Origin of the sequence: Kribbella sp. NPDC026596, assembly GCF_040638415.1 — a bacterium.
GTDB lineage: Bacteria > Actinomycetota > Actinomycetes > Propionibacteriales > Kribbellaceae > Kribbella.
In genome coordinates this window covers 46,015-60,690 of sequence record NZ_JBEZYF010000057.1, presented here as the reverse complement: position 1 = coordinate 60,690, position 14,676 = coordinate 46,015, and the positions used below count along the sequence as shown (strand labels likewise).

Here is a 14,676-nt window from a genome sequence, read left to right as displayed (position 1 = left end):
ACCGACTGCTCCAACAAGCCGTCGACACCGACCCCCACCCCCTCAAGGAACTCATCGGCGGCTGAGCGGCAACTGCACTCAAGCAGAGATGCAGGGCGTGTGCTCGAAGAGATCGACGCTGCCGGACGGCGTCTGGCCGACGGCTCCTACGGAGACTGCGACAACTGCCGAACCGCCATCCCCGTCGAGCGTCTCGAGATCCTGCCTTACGCGCGCCTTTGCGTGGGGTGCCAGCAACGCGCCAGCTGAGAGTCGATCCAGTGGAGGAGTTGCGCCGTGACCCATCAGATCTCCGCAGCCGATAGTCGACGCCTCGAGCCCGCACAACTCACCGTTCTGCGGGCGGGTCTGCTCGAACAACTGCTGTTCCGGCGTCAACAGCTCCGGGATATCGCCTGGGAAGCCACCGAGGTCGCCAAGACGGCAGGCTCTCGTGACACCGCCGCGCATAGCCAGGTCCGTCATGAACTCACCGTGGCCGCACAGACCGCATTGGCCGAAACTGAGGCCGCTCTGGCCCGAATGGACGCGGGGCGGTACGGCGGATGTGGCCGATGTGGCCGCACCATCAGCCTCCAATGCCTGTCCGTCCACCCTCAGGCGCGCTATTGCACACCGTGTCAGCACTTCCTCGCGACCCAGCACTGAGCGGATTCACAGCTTGGGAGCAGCCCGTCCCCGCGCCTAGTTACGGCACCGACTCGGCTCCGGCCTAGCGCTTGATCTCGGCAGCCTGCGCACCCGCGACTGGATTCCTGACCATCGTCTGATCGTTGACGTCTCCACGATGACGGCATCGCCCACTGGCGTCAGCTCGGTCGCTCCCAGCGGTGCTAGGACCGAGCCGAGCCGAACAGGTCGGCCATCCGGCGCATCAGCTCGTCTGGTGTCACGTCCTCGATGTGTGACGCGACGGTCCAGCCGTGCCCGAACGGGTCGACGATGTGGCCGTCGCGGTCGCCGTAGAACTGGTCCTCCGCCGGACGCTGCAGCGTCGCGCCCAGTTCAACAGCTTGCGCGATGACCGCATCCACGTCCTCTACGTAGATGAACAGTGACACGGGCGATCCCGGCAGCCCGCCGGCCGGCGGCGCCGTGGTCCCCCGCTCGGGGTCCTCGTCCTCGACGATGACGACCGAGTCGCCGATCTGGATCTCGGCGTGGGCGATCGACCCGCCGGGGCCGGGGAACCGCATCCGCTCGGTCGCGCCGAACACCGCACCGTAGAACTCGAGTGCCTTCACCGCGCCCGCGACCGTGAGGGTGGGCGTCACCCGGCGGTACGAATCGGGGATCGGGCTGGGCTTTGCTGCGGATGTCATCTGATCTTCCTCCGTCGGTGCTCTCGGGTTCTGTTCAGTCCGGGCTGCTCGACCGCCGCCCTCTACCGGTAAGACGATCGACGGAACTGCGGATCAGACAACCGCCAGGTTTCAGTGTGGACCAGCCCTTCGGATGGGCGCCGCATCAGTCACCGGGTCCGTGATGACCTGCGTGAGTACCTCTTCCCTCGCCGCATCGGTTCGCTCGGGCCCGAACCGGAGGGTGGTCTGGGTGGGCCTACAGCCCGACAGGCTGGATAAATGGGTGCTGGTCCCGATGGTCGCCGCGGTCGGTGTCGGGCATGGTTGAAGGCAAGGCGCAACTGGGGCGAACGGTGCACAACATGTGCTTCCGTTGGCTGCAGCGGCGTCTGCTGTCGTTCCCATCGTTCGTGAGAGGACGTATCTTCAGTGACCACCGTGGCCCGCTCCCCCAACATGACCGTGCACGAGGCACGCCAGCGCCTGCAACAGGAACGCAACTCCCGCCTCACCCAACTCAGCGCAATCGAGGACGGCGCCGCTCTCGCGCACAGGGACCTCGCGACGGCGCGGACAGCCGCCATCAGACGCGTGCTGACCGAGATCACGGCAGCCGAACACCGCTTGACCGGCGACACCTATGGCACGTGCCAAGGCTGCAAAACCCGCATTCCGGTTGAGCGGCTCGAGATCCTGCCGTATGTGCGCTACTGCGTCAGGTGTCAGCAACTCGCCGCCTGACCGACGCCTACCAGAAACCCGAGCGCGGGCCGTTGCGCCTGCACCGCCCGACCTCGGGTAGGCCGGCCCTATCTGTCCCCTGCTGACGCCTTGTAAGGGTGTGAAGTCTTGAGCTACATGTTCGCCATTGTGAACGAAGTCGAACTAGGTCCCGAGGACCTGGTTGCGCTCCGCGCAGACCTTCATGCTGAGCGCGCGTTCCGGCTGGAGCAGCTCGCCGGAATCTCGCCAAGCCGCGACGACCTACCGGCCGACCAGCACGCCCGTGAAGAGGTGCTGACCGCTCTTGCCGCGGCCGCCCGGGTGGTGCTCACCGACGTCAGCGCCGCGCTGCGCCGGATGGACGCCGGCCAGTACGGCTGCTGTCACCTCTGTGACCGGCCCATTCCGCTGGCGTGCCTGCGCATCCTGCCGCACGCCCGGTTCTGCGGCCCGTGCCACCAACTCAAGGAGGCAGTCTCTTGACGCCCCAAGGAAGCACTCTCATGACTCCGGCCTCGCGTACGCCGTTCCCGCGTACGGCGGCGCTGCGACGGCGAGGTACGTGGTCGGCCACCCAGCGGTCGTCCGGCGTAGCGATCGATCTAGGCAGCGCCCGCACCAGGGCGTGGATGCCGGACCGTGGTCTGATCTTCGACGAGCCCACGATCATCTCGCCGGGCGCGGACGGTGGCAGTCGTCCCGTGCAGCGCGGCGTCGTCGTCGACCAGGCGGGGGCCGCTCACGTACTCGAACGCCTCCTCGGCCGCCGAGCCGGCCTCGGTCACTACACGATGGTTGTGTTGACCACCCCGGTCCTATGCCCTGGTCAGCACCAGAGCGTGTCCCGCGCCGCGCTGGAGGTTCTCGACGCGCGGGTCGTGCTGACCATTGAAGGTGTGAAAGCCGCCGCGCTCGGAGCAGGCGCAGACTTTGCCCGGCCACTGCTGGTGCTGGACATCGGAGCCGGCCTGACCGAAGTGGGTTTGCTAGTGGATGGCGGCGTCACGCAGGCCCATCGATTGAACGTGGGAACCTCGGATCTTGGCACGACCACGACCGTTGCCGAGCTTGTGCAGTCGATCGTCGCAGTGGTGACCGACCTCCTGCACCATGAGTGCGGTGTACTGGTTGTCGATGCCCTGGACCGTGGGCCGCTACTCACCGGAGGCGGCGCGCTGCGTCCGGAGATCACCTATCGGCTGGCCAAACAACTGCTGGCCCCGGTACGTCCTGCACCAGCTCCCCACACCGCAGCCGTCCGCGGCGCCGGTCTGGCCATGGTCGCGGCCCACCGCCACCCCTCGATCCTTACCGCACAGCCGCATTGACTCCACAGCGCCGATCAGTCAGACCGACAGCATGCCCCCCGGAGACTCCGACCTGCCCCAGTCGGACCGGCAGACCCGGCCACCGGCTCAGGACTGTGCCGAAGTCACCACCGGTAGATTCGTTGCATGACCTGATGCCGCGGCGCTTCCTGCGGCCCGGGGTAGGCGATGAGGATCGGGGCGTTGTCGGGACCACGGCCCTCGACGATCGTGAACCCGTCGAGTGTTGACCGCGTCACCTGGCCGGACTGTTCCGTCAGTACCCGCTCGCAGCGGTCCAGTTCGCTCTCGCTCGGTGCGGTCCAGATGAGGTACTGCACCCCGATGTGGCCGAGGCCGTGCGGGGCTCTGGGGCCCCGTCTGCGCAGGTAAAGCTGGCCGCCGTCAGGGCATGCCAGGAGCGCAGCATCCAATTCGTGGACGGCGATTGTCCACGCCAGCAGTTCAGCGTAGAAGGCAACCGACCGGTCCAGGTCGGACACGAACATCACCGCGGAGGTCAGGCTCAGACTGGCCGGCTGTTCCGCCGCGGCCGCGGCGTCCTGCCCGGCGAGGGAGATAGGTTCAGCCGCGGCAGGTGTGGCTTCGTCGTCGAGAGGCATCCGGCGAACCTTTCTCGCTGGTCTGGCCGGGTGTCTGCGGGGCCGCCGCGAGGTTCGTCAGGTTCGCCAGGACGTCTTGGTATGCCTTGTCGAAGCTGGCGACGCCATTGTCCTCCAGGGTGCGGCCTACGGCCGTCATGTCGATGCCGACTGCCGCCAGGCGGACCATCAGTTCCGCTGCCTGCGGTACGCCGCTGTCGACGGTGCGAGCCGTGGTGCCGTGATCCTCGAAGGCGGCGATGGTTGCTTCGGGCAAGGTCGTGATCGTGTCAGGGCCGATGAGCTCCTCGACGTAGCGGGTGTCACGGTCCTTGGGGTTCTTGGTGGACGTCGAGGCCCACAGCGGACGCTGGACATCCGCGCCCAACCTGGCTAGCCGGTGCCAGCGGGGTGTGGAGAACTGATCGGTGAACAATCGGTAGGCCAGTTTGGCCTGCGCGACCGCGGCCTGGTCGCGCAGGGCCAGCGCCTCGTCGGTCCCGAGTGCCTCGAGGCGCTGGTCGACTTCGGTGTCGACCCGACTGACGAAGAAGGAGGCGACGCTGCTGACAGACGAGGGATCTCCGCCGTTCGCTGTCAACTTCTCCAGCCCGGACAGATAGGCCTCGATGATCTCGGCGTAGCGAGACAGGGAGAACAGCAGGGTCACGTTGATGCTGCTGCCTTCACCGGTCAGCGTTTCAATGGCGGTGACGCCTTCGGCGGTTGCCGGAATCTTCACGAGCAGGTTCGGTTGTGCGATCCGCCGGTGCAGCCACCGCGCGGCGGCTATCGTGCCCGGAGCATCATGAGCCAGCTCAGGAGATACCTCCACCGACACGAAACCGTCAGCGCAGTCACCGCGATCGAACACTGGGCGAAGGACGGTCAGCGCCTGACTGACGTCGGAGATGACCAACTCCCAGTAGGCCTCGTCCACCGATTTGCCGGCCGCCATCAGCGCCGAGAACTGTTCGTCGTAGTCGTGGGAGCCCTTGATACTTCTGGCGAAGATCGTCGGGTTCGCGGTGACGCCACGGATCCCGTCGGCGACCATGCGCGCCAACGTGCCGTCACGCAGGTACGTGCGGGTGAGGTTGTCCAGCCACGGGCTCTGCCCGCAGTAGCGGTAGAGATGTTCAAGCTTGGTCATGGCGTTCTCGATTTCCCTGGCGTCTGCCAGTCGCAACGGTGCGTCTGTCAGCAGGACTCAGTTGTCCGTGCCGTGGATGAGGCGGTCCCAATCGATCGCAGCGTGGCCTGGGATGCTGTCTCCCAGGATGTACCTGCTGGGGTCTCCCGCAGCTCTGGCTCCGGATGCCAGCCACGCCGCGATACCACGCGCATTGCGGCTCTCGAGTTCCTCGAGATAGGCCCGGCGCTCGTCGACCACCCATAGCCGTTGCGCCGGCGACCTGGCGCTTTGGAGAGCCGAGAAGCTGGCCCGCCACGCCTGGCACAAGGCGTCGTCGCTCAGCGACGCCGGCGCAACGCGAGGCGCGGATGGCCGGCTCGGCTCGGTCCACGAGATCGGCGCCGCCGCGGACCCTGCCGAGCGCTCGGCAGGGTCCGCGTGGGCCGGACGCGATGATGGGCTCGGCAGGTGGCCGTGTTCCCTGAGCCAATGACGGCAGTATTCGAGAGCGTAGGGCGACCCGCCTGCGGTGATCGCCAGCAGCAGGACCACGGTCGGACCACCGACCATCGCCCCCAGGCCGACGACTGCCAAGGTCCCGATCCCACCCAGGATCGAGCTTCTGGCGATTATTCGCCGGCGCTCACGCGGCGGCCGGTTGCCGTTGGCGTCCAGCAGGATCATCACGACTACACCGCCGGTCACGGACCCGCAGATGGACAGCGAGATGACGGCCGACAGGGACCACGTGAACGCGACGAACACCCCCAAGGCGCCGAGAATGCCACAGAAAAACAACCAGATGACTCGATAGGCCTTCATGGTGTGTTCTCCCGCACCGTTGCGCCGGGCACGTCGAGGCGGACGGCGACTGATCGGTCCACGACAACCTCCTTACGGTGGCGGGCTTGTTCGTGCACCTACGACTCTGCCGGGGCGTGGCGATGACGGGTACGGCAACGATCGGCGAACCTGAGGCCGGCATGTTGGCCGACGCCCGGCAACGACGGTTCGCTGCAGACGCAATGACGCGGTGCCTAGGCGTGTGCCTCCGCGCCCGAGGGAAGATCACGCAGAGGCCACTCGAGCAGGCGCGCGCCGAGTACGGCGATGTGCAGCGTGAACCGCTGTGCCGGGTCGCCCGGGTCGTGTCCGGTCAGGGTCTTGACCTTGTCCAGGCGGTAGGTGATGGTGCGGACCGACATGTTCAGGCGCCGGGCCGCCTCGGTGGCGACCTCACCGGTAGCGAAGTACGCCTCGAGGGTCTGCAGAAGAGGCTCGGCACCGCCGCGGGCCTGGGTCAGCGGGCCGAGCACAGCCTGGATCAGATCGACGATGGCGGCCTGGTCGCGAATCAGAACCCGGTAGACGAGCATGTCGCGGGCATCCACCACGGGGGTGTCGAGTTGCAGCCGCTCGGCCAGCATCAGCGCCTCGCGCGCCTCCTCGTAGGAGCGGGCGATGCCGTAGGAGCCGGGGTAGGGGCGGCCGGCGGCGACACGCCAGGTGCGGCCTCGCCGGTGCCGGATCAACGCATCGTGGACGAGTTCCCCGACGTCTTTGATGGTGGTGCGGGAGGCCGGCGTCGGGGCGGTTGCCGGGAGCAGCATCACCAACAGGCCTTCTTTGGTGGCGACGAGCACCTCGCGGTCCCCGAACTGGTCGAGGATGAACCGTTCCAGCATGCTCGCTGTGGTGTCGCCGTCGCGCAGCCCGTCAGCGGGGGCGGCCAGGACTACCTGGTGGGGCCGGCCGAGGTCGAGCCCGAACGGTTCGGCGCGCTCGACCATCCGGGAGACGTCGGCGTCGCCACGGAGCAGGTCGTCGATCAGTTCGCGGCGCAGCGATTCCTCTTGCCTGATCAGCTGCTTGGTTGCGACCTGGTAGCTGTCCACGAGGACGGCGATCGCTTCACCTACGGCCCGCAGTACCGCCTGGGCGGAGGCGCGGACCGTGTCGCGGTCGCGGTACGGCACGACGTCGGGCAGGTCCCGCCACATCCGCCAGGCCGCGGACAGGTACAGGTCGACGACCCGCCCGGCGGGGATGCCCTGCTCGGCGGCGCGACGGCCGAGTTCACGCACGATCGCCAGCTCATGCTCGCGCGGACGCCGCCCGGAGATGGCCGCGTCCGCGAGGAGGGTGAGGTATTCGACCAGCAGCTCCAGCGGCGCCTGCGAGTCTCCGGCCGCCGCCTGCGCGATCGCTGTCAGCCAGGCCTCGTCCGCGGTATTCGGGGCGCTGTCGCTCAGACCTGACAGGCGACCGAATTCGCTCATCTCACTCCTCTCCCAGTGGAATCGACGCAACTGTGCGGCGCTGTTCCAGTAGAGCATCGTTGCCGGGCGTCGGCTATCAGGGCCGTCACAGGATCGCCGATCGTGGCAGTACCTATGGCGCCGCCGGAAGGGCACAGTCGAACCGCAGGGGCATCCAAAGCTGAAGCGGAGCGGCGACATAACGAACACAACCGTTGTAGACAACCGCAGCCGCCGACCGGTCCTGGTCGGCGTCGACGGCTCGATATCCGCGCAAGCCGCGCTCGCCTGGGCGGTTGCCGAGGCGACGTACAGACGCTGCCCGCTGCACATCGTTCACACCTTCACCTGGCCGATGATCGGAGACCCCCGACCGGCCGGATCGTGGTCGGCGTCGATGGATCGGAAGTCTCGTCCGCAGCGATCCGGTTCGCCTTCGGGGAGGCCGCGCGCCGCCACGTCGGAATCACGGCCGTGCATGCCGCGATGCCGAGCCGCCGGCAGTCGTCGGTGCGCGTGCCCGCGGACATCGTCGAGCAGGTCGACCGCCAATTGGTCGCCGAAGCGATGGACAGCAAGCGGATCCTCATCCCTGGCATCGACGTGAAGACCAAAGTCGTCCACAGCCACCCCGTCCAGGCGCTGCTCGACGGGGCCGACGGCGCCGAGTTGATCGTCGTAGGTTCACGTGGGCGAGGCGGCTTCACCGGGATGGTACTGGGCTCAGTCAGCCAGGCCGTGCTGCGCCATGCTCCCTGCCCGGTCGCGGTCGTCCACCCCCGCCAGACGAAGGTCGACAGACCCTCGCCTGCGCAGCAGTCCGTCCTCCAGATCGCCGTACCGAGCCGTTTCGCGGACCAGAGAGAGCTGTCGTGACGTTCAAGCCGCAAGGCATGCTGGAACAGGATTCGCTGCCGCGCACCACGCCGTTGACGAGTCGGACAGGCGGCCGGCCCTGGCGACACGAGCCGAGGCCGGCGATGCGTGGTGCGGTTGAGAGTTAGGCGCTGAGGCGTTTCTCGCTGGAGGTGGAGAAGACGTGGACCTTCTCCGGCTGCGGGGCGAGGTAGACCAAGGCGCCTTTCTCGCTGTGAGTTCGGGTGCCGATCCGGGCGATGACCTGCTGATTCAAGGTGGTGTGCTCCGCAGCACCGTAGAGGAATGCGTCCGAGCCGAGTTCCTCGATCACCGCGACCCTGACCGGCAGCCCCTCGTCGGCGATGTGGAACGCCTCCGGGCGGATCCCCAGTGTCACGGTCTTGTCGCCGCCGGCCTTGGCCAGCAGGCTGCGTTCGATCGGTACGACGTAGTCGCCGATCTTCGCGCCACCGTCGGTGATCTCGGCTTCGATCAGGTTCATCGCGGGCGAGCCCATGAAGCCGGCCACGAACACGTTCTTCGGCCGGTCGTAGAGGCCCAGCGGCGTGTCGACCTGCTGCAGTCGACCGTCCTTCAGTACGGCGACCCGCTCGCCCATCGTCATGGCCTCGATCTGGTCGTGGGTGACGTAGACGGTGGTGACGTCCAGCCGGTGCTGCAGCTCGGCGATCTGGGTGCGGGTCTGCACCCGGAGCTTGGCATCGAGGTTCGACAGCGGCTCGTCCATCAGGAACACCTGCGGGTCACGCACGATCGCACGCCCCATCGCCACCCGCTGACGCTGACCACCGGAGAGTGCCTTCGGCTTGCGGTCGAGGAACTCCTCCAGGCCCAGCAGCTTCGCCGCGTCGGCGACGCGTTTGGCCCGCTCGTCCTTGGGCAGGCCTTGCATCTTCAGGGCGAAGCCCATGTTGTCGGCGACCGACATGTGCGGGTAGAGCGCGTAATTCTGGAACACCATCGCGATGTCCCGCTCCTTCGGCGGAAAGTTGGTGACGTCGCGGTCGCCGATATAGATGGAACCCTCGTTGACCTCTTCGAGGCCGGCGAGCATCCGGAGCGAGGTGGACTTTCCACAACCCGACGGGCCGACGAGAACCATGAACTCGCCGTCGGCGATGTCCAGATCCAGCCTGTCCACGGCCGGGGTTTCGCTGCCCGGGTACACCCGGGTGGCTCCCTTGAACGAAACAGTTGCCATGTCACGCTTCCTCTCCTTCGCCTGCCGGACGATCCGGACGACTACCACATGCGCGACCTCCCGGCCGGCGACCTCCTCACGGTGACGAGGTTGCCCGTGAACGGGGATCAGGGTCCCGGCAATCCTCGGAGATGCCACGCCGGGCTCAGCACAACCAACGGAAGGTCCAATCAGGTTCCGGCGGCCCGGCCGTTTCGCGGGCCGCGGTGATGCTTGCGCCGGCCGAGGTCTGTGCCGTAACGGTCTGTCCCGTGGGCGACTTCGATCCGCCCAACGAGAGTGGCCCACCGGACTGCTCGGTCTCCTCGAGCTCGCGAACCTTCTGAGGGTCGGCCGCGGCGAGAACCTGTGCGCCGTTTTGTGCGGGCGGTGCAACCGCGGGCGTCGGGTCAGCGCCGGCGACTGGCCTGGGGATCTCGGCCGGTGTCGATCGTTCCAGAAACCGGAGCAGTTCGACCGGGAAGGGCAGCACCAAGGTCGAGTTCTTCTCAGCGGCGACCTCGACAACAGTCTGCAGCAACCGCAACTGCAACGCGGCCGGATGCTCAGTCATCACTTCGGCGGCCTGGCCCAGTTTCTCCGAGGCCTGCAGTTCGCCGTCGGCGGTGATGATGCGCGCCCGGCGCTCCCGCTCCGCCTCAGCCTGCCGCGACATCGACCGCTTCATCGTCTCCGGCAACGCGACATCCTTGATCTCGACCCGTTCGATATGCACACCCCAGTCGAGTGCGGGGCTGTCGATCATGAGTTCCATGCCCTGGTTGAGGCGTTCCCGGTTCGACAACAAATCGTCCAGATCACTCTTACCGATGATCGACCGCAACGACGTCTGCGCCACCTGACCAATCGCCGACACATAGTCTTCGACATCCACAGCCGCACGGACCGGGTCGATCACGGTGAAATAGACGACCGCATCGACACGAACCGTCACGTTGTCACGAGTGATTCCGTCCTGCGCCGGGACCGGCATCGTGATGATCTGCATGCTGACCTTCTGCATCCGGTCAGCAACCGGCACCAGCAACGCAAGCCCCGGTCCCCGGACCACTGGAAGCACCCGACCGAACCGGAACACAACACCTCGCTCGAACTGCCTCACCACACGCACACAGACCGCCGAACCGATCAACCCGACGGCCAGTGCTACGAGTAGTACGTAAATGACGATGATCATCTGTCCTCCATAACCTCCTCCGTCCTGCAGTGACGACTTTGCCGCGACCGGCCCGCAACCGGTATGGCGCTGATCGGCGAGATGAGGCTGCCCTGATCGCCGGTGCCCGGCAACGACGGGCTTCCGCAGCGCCAGGCCACTGCCTTCACACTGGATGGCCACCCACAACCCCTAGGGTTCGTTGCCGGGCGTCGGCTATAAGGACGGTCACAGGTTCGCCGATCGACGCAATACCCCATCGCACCACCGGAACGGCACAGTCGAAGCCGCAGGGCATCCAGAGCTGAAGCGGAGCGGCGATATGACGAAGGCAACTGCTGTGAACAACCGGGGTCGCCGGCCAGTTCTGGTCGGGGTCGACGGATCGGTGTCCGCGCAGGGCGCGCTGGCCTGGGCCGTCGCGGAGGCATCGTCGAGGCGCTGCCCCCTGCGCATCGTTCACGCTTTCAGTTGGCCGATGATCGGCAACGCCCTGGACATGGCCTTCGTCGGTGACACGGACCTCGGCCTCCAATCGGCCGCCGAGTGGATCCTCACCGAGGCGGCAGCCCATGCGCGAGAAGTTGCCCCCAACATCAAAGTCACCACTGACCTGTTCGTCGGCCCGCCTGCGGCGACCTTGCTGAGCCAGTCGCACGACGCCGACCTGCTGGTCGTGGGCAGCCGTGGCGTCGGTGGTTTCCGCGGCCTGCTGGTGGGGTCCGTCAGCGCGACGGTCGCCGCACATGCCCCGTGCCCAGTGATCGTCGTCCACCCCCACGGCGACGGTACGGCGTTCCCCGCGGTGCCGACCGGGCGGATCGTGGTCGGCGTCGACGGCTCGGAGATCTCGTCCGAGGCGATCCGATTCGCCTATCAGCAAGCGGCACGCCGGCATATCGGCATCACCGCCGTGCACGCCGCGATGACGACTCGACAGCACCCGTCTCTTCGTGTTCCCGCGGAGATCGTCGACCAGATCGACCGGCTACTACTCGCCGAGGCGATGGAGAGCAAGCGCGTGCTCTTCCCGGGCATCGACGTACGGACAAAGCTTGTGCACGGTCACCCGGCCCAGGCGCTGATCGATTCGTCGGCGGGTGCCGAATTGGTCGTCGTCGGGTCCCGCGGCCGCGGAGGCTTCGCCGGCATGTTGCTCGGATCAGTCAGTCAGGCGGTACTGCAGCACGCCGGCTGCCCCGTCGCCGTGATCCGCCCGCACCGAACCCCGTCCGTCAAAACCTCGTCCGCAGGCCCGCTCCGTTGTGCGACCACGTCACTGGGCAAGGGCTCGGACCTGAAGGAGCGGTCATGACACCGACACCGCAAGGCCTGCCAGAAAGCCTTGGTTTGCACAGCCAACTGCTCGACCTGGATCCCTCAGAGACCCAGGAGTGGCTGGAATCGCTCGACCAGGTGGTCGATCATGCCGGGCAGAACAGGGCGCGATACCTGCTGCTCAGCATCCTGCAACGGGCCCGTGACCGGCGCGTCGGTGTCGCGAATCTGCGCAGTACCGACTACCTCAACACGATCGCACCCGATGCTGAGCCGACATTCCCCGGCGACGAGTACGTCGAGCGGCGGATCCGGGCCTACAACCGCTGGAACGCCGCAGTCATGGTCCACCGTGCGCAACGGCCCGGCATCGGCGTCGGCGGACACATCTCCACCTATGCCTCCGCCGCGGCGCTGTTCGAGGTCGGCTTCAACCACTTCTTCCGCGGCCACGACGCACCCGGCGGCGGCGACCAGATCTACTTCCAAGGACACGCCTCACCAGGCATCTACGCGCGCGCGTTCCTGGAAGGCCGACTGACCAGCGACCAACTCGACGGCTTCCGACAGGAACTCTCCCACGCCGGAAGAGGCGGCGGGTTGCCGTCGTACCCGCACCCGCGGCTGATGCCGGACTTCTGGGAGTTTCCGACGGTCTCGATGGGACTCGGGCCGATCAACGCGATCTATCAGGCCCGCTTCAACCGCTATCTGCACAACCGTGGCCTCAAAGACACCAGCCGGCAGCGCGTGTGGGCGTTCCTCGGCGACGGCGAGATGGACGAGCCCGAGTCACTCGGCGCGATCGGCGTCGCGGCCCGTGAAGAGCTCGACAACCTGACCTTCGTCGTCAACTGCAACCTGCAGCGCCTCGACGGCCCGGTCCGTGGCAACGGCAAGATCATCCAGGAACTGGAGTCGTACTTCCGCGGCGCCGGCTGGAACGTCATCAAGGTGATCTGGGGCCGCGAATGGGACCCGCTGCTCGCCGCCGACACCGACGGCGCGCTGCTGAACCTGATGAATACCACACCCGACGGCGACTTCCAGACCTACAAGGCCGAGTCCGGCGCGTTCGTCCGGGAGCACTTCTTCGGCCGCGACCCCCGCACCGCCGCCATGGTCGAGCACCTGTCCGACACCGAGATCTGGAACCTCAAACGCGGCGGACACGACTACCGCAAGCTGTACGCCGCCTACCGAGCGGCCACCGAGCACACCGGCCAGCCGACGGTCATCCTGGCCAAGACGATCAAGGGGTGGACTCTCGGTTCCCACTTCGAGGGCCGCAACTCGACCCACCAGATGAAGAAACTCACCATCGACGACCTCAAAGCCTTCCGCGACCGGCTGTTCCTGGATATCCCCGACACCGCCATCGACGCCGTCAAGCCGCCCTACTATCGGCCAGCGGAGGACGCGCCCGAACTGGAATACCTCCACGAGCGCCGTCTGGCCCTCGGCGGCTACCTGCCCGCCCGCAGAGTCACCAGCAAACCGCTCCGGCTGCCGGCTCAGGCGGCGTACGCGATCGCACGGGGTGGCTCGGGCCGGCAGGAGGTCGCCACCACGATGGCGTTCGTCCGGCTACTCAAGGACCTCATGAAAGACCCGAAGATCGGTCACCGGTTCGTGCCGATCATCCCCGACGAGGCCCGCACCTTCGGGCTGGATTCGCTGTTCCCGTCCAAGAAGATCTACTCCCCCCACGGACAGACTTACCTTTCGGTCGACCGGGACCTGATGCTGAGCTATCAGGAGGACATCCACGGTGTCCTCCTCCACGAGGGCATCACCGAGGCCGGCTCTGCCGCGTCCTGGACAGCCGCCGGTACGTCGTACGCCACCCACGGCGAAGCGATGATCCCGCTCTACATCTTCTACTCGATGTTCGGGTTCCAGCGCACCGGCGACCAACTCTGGGCCGCGGCCGACCAGATGACCCGGGGATTCCTCCTGGGCGCCACCGCCGGCCGCACCACCCTCAACGGCGAAGGCCTGCAGCATCAGGACGGCCATTCGTTGCTGTTGGCATCTACCAACCCTACCTGCGTCGCCTATGACGCCGCCTATGCCTTCGAGCTCGGCCACATCACCGCCGACGCACTCCGGCGCATGTACGGCGATCCGCGACCCGGCGAAGACCAGAACGTCTTCTACTACCTCACCCTCTACAACGAGCCGATCGCGCAACCGGCCGAGCCCGATGGCGTCGACATCGACGGGATCCTCGCCGGGATGCACCGCTACTCCCCTGCCCCGGACGGCGACGGCCCGAAGGCGCAGATCCTTGCCTCCGGCATCGCGATGCCCTGGGCAATGGAAGCGCAACGCCTCCTGCAAACCGACTGGGGCGTCCAGGCCGACGTGTGGTCGGTGACATCGTGGACTCAATTGCGCCGCGACGCACTCGCCGCCGAAGAATGGACACTGTCGCACTCCGGCGAGCCGCCCCGAATCCCCTACGTCACCAGGCGGTTGAACGACGCGCCCGGACCAGTCCTGGCTGTGTCGGACTGGATGCGCGCCGTACCGGACCAGATCGCGCCCTTCGTGCCTGCCCCCTGGGCCTCGCTGGGCACCGACGGATTCGGCCGCTCCGACACCCGCGCCGCCCTGCGTCGCCACTTCGGAATCGACGCGCAGTCCATCGTCGTACGGGTGCTGCTGCAACTGGCCGGACACGGCGACGTCGACGACTCAGCACCGCGGCAGGCCATGACGATCTACCACCTGGCTGACGAAGCCCAGGACCAACCCCGCGACGGCGGTGATGACGCACCACGCTGACGCCCGGCGCTCGACAACGAGAACCAACTCTCTCCAGGAGGAA

General features: G+C 67.0%; 15 protein-coding genes and 1 pseudogene. 9 read left to right on the top strand and 7 right to left on the bottom strand.

Annotated elements, in window-relative coordinates; genetic code table 11:
• Nucleotides 1-99: 99 nt before the first annotated feature.
• Both AB0E63_RS34685 and AB0E63_RS34680 read left to right on the top strand, forming a co-directional pair.
• Nucleotides 100-249, top strand: coding sequence for a TraR/DksA C4-type zinc finger protein (locus AB0E63_RS34685; RefSeq protein ID WP_360375568.1), 150 nt, complete (start codon nucleotides 100-102; stop codon nucleotides 247-249).
• A 27-nt stretch (nucleotides 250-276) separates the two neighbouring features.
• Entirely contained in the window at nucleotides 277-648 is a 372-nt protein-coding gene (locus AB0E63_RS34680) for a hypothetical protein (RefSeq protein WP_360375562.1), read from the top strand.
• 185 nt (nucleotides 649-833) lie between these two features.
• On the opposite strand, the gene AB0E63_RS34675 is transcribed toward AB0E63_RS34680, so the two are convergent.
• Complete coding sequence (locus AB0E63_RS34675; protein ID WP_360375560.1) at nucleotides 834-1,322, bottom strand: VOC family protein; 489 nt, start codon at nucleotides 1,320-1,322, stop codon at nucleotides 834-836.
• A 411-nt stretch (nucleotides 1,323-1,733) separates the two neighbouring features.
• Between AB0E63_RS34675 and AB0E63_RS34670 the strand changes: the two genes are divergently transcribed.
• The 3 genes from AB0E63_RS34670 (at nucleotide 1,734) to AB0E63_RS34660 (ending at nucleotide 3,355) form a co-directional block, all read left to right on the top strand.
• Nucleotides 1,734-2,045 (top strand): TraR/DksA C4-type zinc finger protein, encoded by a 312-nt coding sequence (locus AB0E63_RS34670; RefSeq protein WP_360375558.1) that lies wholly within the window; start codon nucleotides 1,734-1,736, stop codon nucleotides 2,043-2,045.
• A 117-nt stretch (nucleotides 2,046-2,162) separates the two neighbouring features.
• A complete protein-coding gene (locus AB0E63_RS34665) occupies nucleotides 2,163-2,510 on the top strand; it encodes a TraR/DksA C4-type zinc finger protein (protein WP_360375556.1) in 348 nt (115 codons plus the stop codon).
• A 20-nt stretch (nucleotides 2,511-2,530) separates the two neighbouring features.
• Complete coding sequence (locus AB0E63_RS34660) at nucleotides 2,531-3,355, top strand: rod shape-determining protein (protein ID WP_360375554.1); 825 nt, start codon at nucleotides 2,531-2,533, stop codon at nucleotides 3,353-3,355.
• 104 nt (nucleotides 3,356-3,459) lie between these two features.
• Here AB0E63_RS34660 and AB0E63_RS34655 read toward each other — a convergent pair whose 3' ends face one another.
• From AB0E63_RS34655 to AB0E63_RS34640, 4 genes are all read right to left on the bottom strand, one after another.
• Nucleotides 3,460-3,957: a VOC family protein gene (locus AB0E63_RS34655; protein ID WP_360375552.1), complete on the bottom strand. Its 498-nt coding sequence runs from the start codon at nucleotides 3,955-3,957 to the stop codon at nucleotides 3,460-3,462.
• On the bottom strand, nucleotides 3,920-5,089 hold the full coding sequence (gene tal, locus AB0E63_RS34650; RefSeq protein ID WP_360375550.1) for a transaldolase: 1,170 nt from the start codon (nucleotides 5,087-5,089) through the stop codon (nucleotides 3,920-3,922). The genes AB0E63_RS34655 and tal overlap by 38 nt, the downstream gene beginning before the upstream one ends.
• A 57-nt stretch (nucleotides 5,090-5,146) precedes the next feature.
• Nucleotides 5,147-5,893, bottom strand: coding sequence for a hypothetical protein (locus tag AB0E63_RS34645; RefSeq protein WP_360375548.1), 747 nt, complete (start codon nucleotides 5,891-5,893; stop codon nucleotides 5,147-5,149).
• Nucleotides 5,894-6,108: 215 nt separating this feature from the next.
• The gene (locus tag AB0E63_RS34640) at nucleotides 6,109-7,350 is read right to left on the bottom strand and encodes a helix-turn-helix domain-containing protein (RefSeq protein WP_360375546.1); all 1,242 of its coding nucleotides are present in this window, start codon (nucleotides 7,348-7,350) and stop codon (nucleotides 6,109-6,111) included.
• A gap of 55 nt (nucleotides 7,351-7,405) precedes the next feature.
• Here AB0E63_RS34640 and AB0E63_RS34635 point away from each other — a divergent pair.
• Both AB0E63_RS34635 and AB0E63_RS34630 read left to right on the top strand, forming a co-directional pair.
• A pseudogene (locus tag AB0E63_RS34635) lies at nucleotides 7,406-7,681 on the top strand (universal stress protein); the annotation flags it as partial.
• A gap of 32 nt (nucleotides 7,682-7,713) precedes the next feature.
• Nucleotides 7,714-8,205 (top strand): universal stress protein, encoded by a 492-nt coding sequence (locus AB0E63_RS34630; protein ID WP_360375544.1) that lies wholly within the window; start codon nucleotides 7,714-7,716, stop codon nucleotides 8,203-8,205.
• A gap of 124 nt (nucleotides 8,206-8,329) precedes the next feature.
• Here the strand turns inward: AB0E63_RS34630 and ugpC are convergent, their stop codons facing one another.
• On the bottom strand, nucleotides 8,330-9,409 hold the full coding sequence (ugpC, locus tag AB0E63_RS34625; RefSeq protein WP_360375542.1) for a sn-glycerol-3-phosphate ABC transporter ATP-binding protein UgpC: 1,080 nt from the start codon (nucleotides 9,407-9,409) through the stop codon (nucleotides 8,330-8,332).
• 145 nt (nucleotides 9,410-9,554) lie between these two features.
• Nucleotides 9,555-10,748, bottom strand: a complete 1,194-nt coding sequence (locus AB0E63_RS34620) for a slipin family protein (protein ID WP_360375566.1) — start codon at nucleotides 10,746-10,748, stop codon at nucleotides 9,555-9,557.
• A gap of 139 nt (nucleotides 10,749-10,887) precedes the next feature.
• Here AB0E63_RS34620 and AB0E63_RS34615 point away from each other — a divergent pair, with 139 nt between their 5' ends.
• Together AB0E63_RS34615 and aceE are read left to right on the top strand one after the other, a co-directional pair.
• Entirely contained in the window at nucleotides 10,888-11,880 is a 993-nt protein-coding gene (locus tag AB0E63_RS34615) for a universal stress protein (protein WP_360375540.1), read from the top strand.
• Nucleotides 11,877-14,633, top strand: a complete 2,757-nt coding sequence (gene aceE, locus AB0E63_RS34610) for a pyruvate dehydrogenase (acetyl-transferring), homodimeric type (protein ID WP_360375538.1) — start codon at nucleotides 11,877-11,879, stop codon at nucleotides 14,631-14,633. The genes AB0E63_RS34615 and aceE overlap by 4 nt, the downstream gene beginning before the upstream one ends.
• Nucleotides 14,634-14,676 lie beyond the last annotated feature (43 nt).

Excerpts from the sequence above, each read along its gene's own strand:
- AB0E63_RS34675 (WP_360375560.1), bottom strand. The coding sequence starts at position 1,322 with ATGACATCCGCAGCAAAGCCCAGCCCGATCCCCGATTCGTACCGCCGG.
- AB0E63_RS34665 (WP_360375556.1), top strand. The coding sequence starts at position 2,163 with ATGTTCGCCATTGTGAACGAAGTCGAACTAGGTCCCGAGGACCTGGTT.
- AB0E63_RS34660 (WP_360375554.1), top strand. The coding sequence starts at position 2,531 with ATGACTCCGGCCTCGCGTACGCCGTTCCCGCGTACGGCGGCGCTGCGA.
- AB0E63_RS34655 (WP_360375552.1), bottom strand. The coding sequence starts at position 3,957 with ATGCCTCTCGACGACGAAGCCACACCTGCCGCGGCTGAACCTATCTCC.
- tal (WP_360375550.1), bottom strand. The coding sequence starts at position 5,089 with ATGACCAAGCTTGAACATCTCTACCGCTACTGCGGGCAGAGCCCGTGG.
- AB0E63_RS34645 (WP_360375548.1), bottom strand. The coding sequence starts at position 5,893 with ATGAAGGCCTATCGAGTCATCTGGTTGTTTTTCTGTGGCATTCTCGGC.
- AB0E63_RS34640 (WP_360375546.1), bottom strand. The coding sequence starts at position 7,350 with ATGAGCGAATTCGGTCGCCTGTCAGGTCTGAGCGACAGCGCCCCGAAT.
- ugpC (WP_360375542.1), bottom strand. The coding sequence starts at position 9,409 with ATGGCAACTGTTTCGTTCAAGGGAGCCACCCGGGTGTACCCGGGCAGC.
- AB0E63_RS34615 (WP_360375540.1), top strand. The coding sequence starts at position 10,888 with ATGACGAAGGCAACTGCTGTGAACAACCGGGGTCGCCGGCCAGTTCTG.
- aceE (WP_360375538.1), top strand. The coding sequence starts at position 11,877 with ATGACACCGACACCGCAAGGCCTGCCAGAAAGCCTTGGTTTGCACAGC.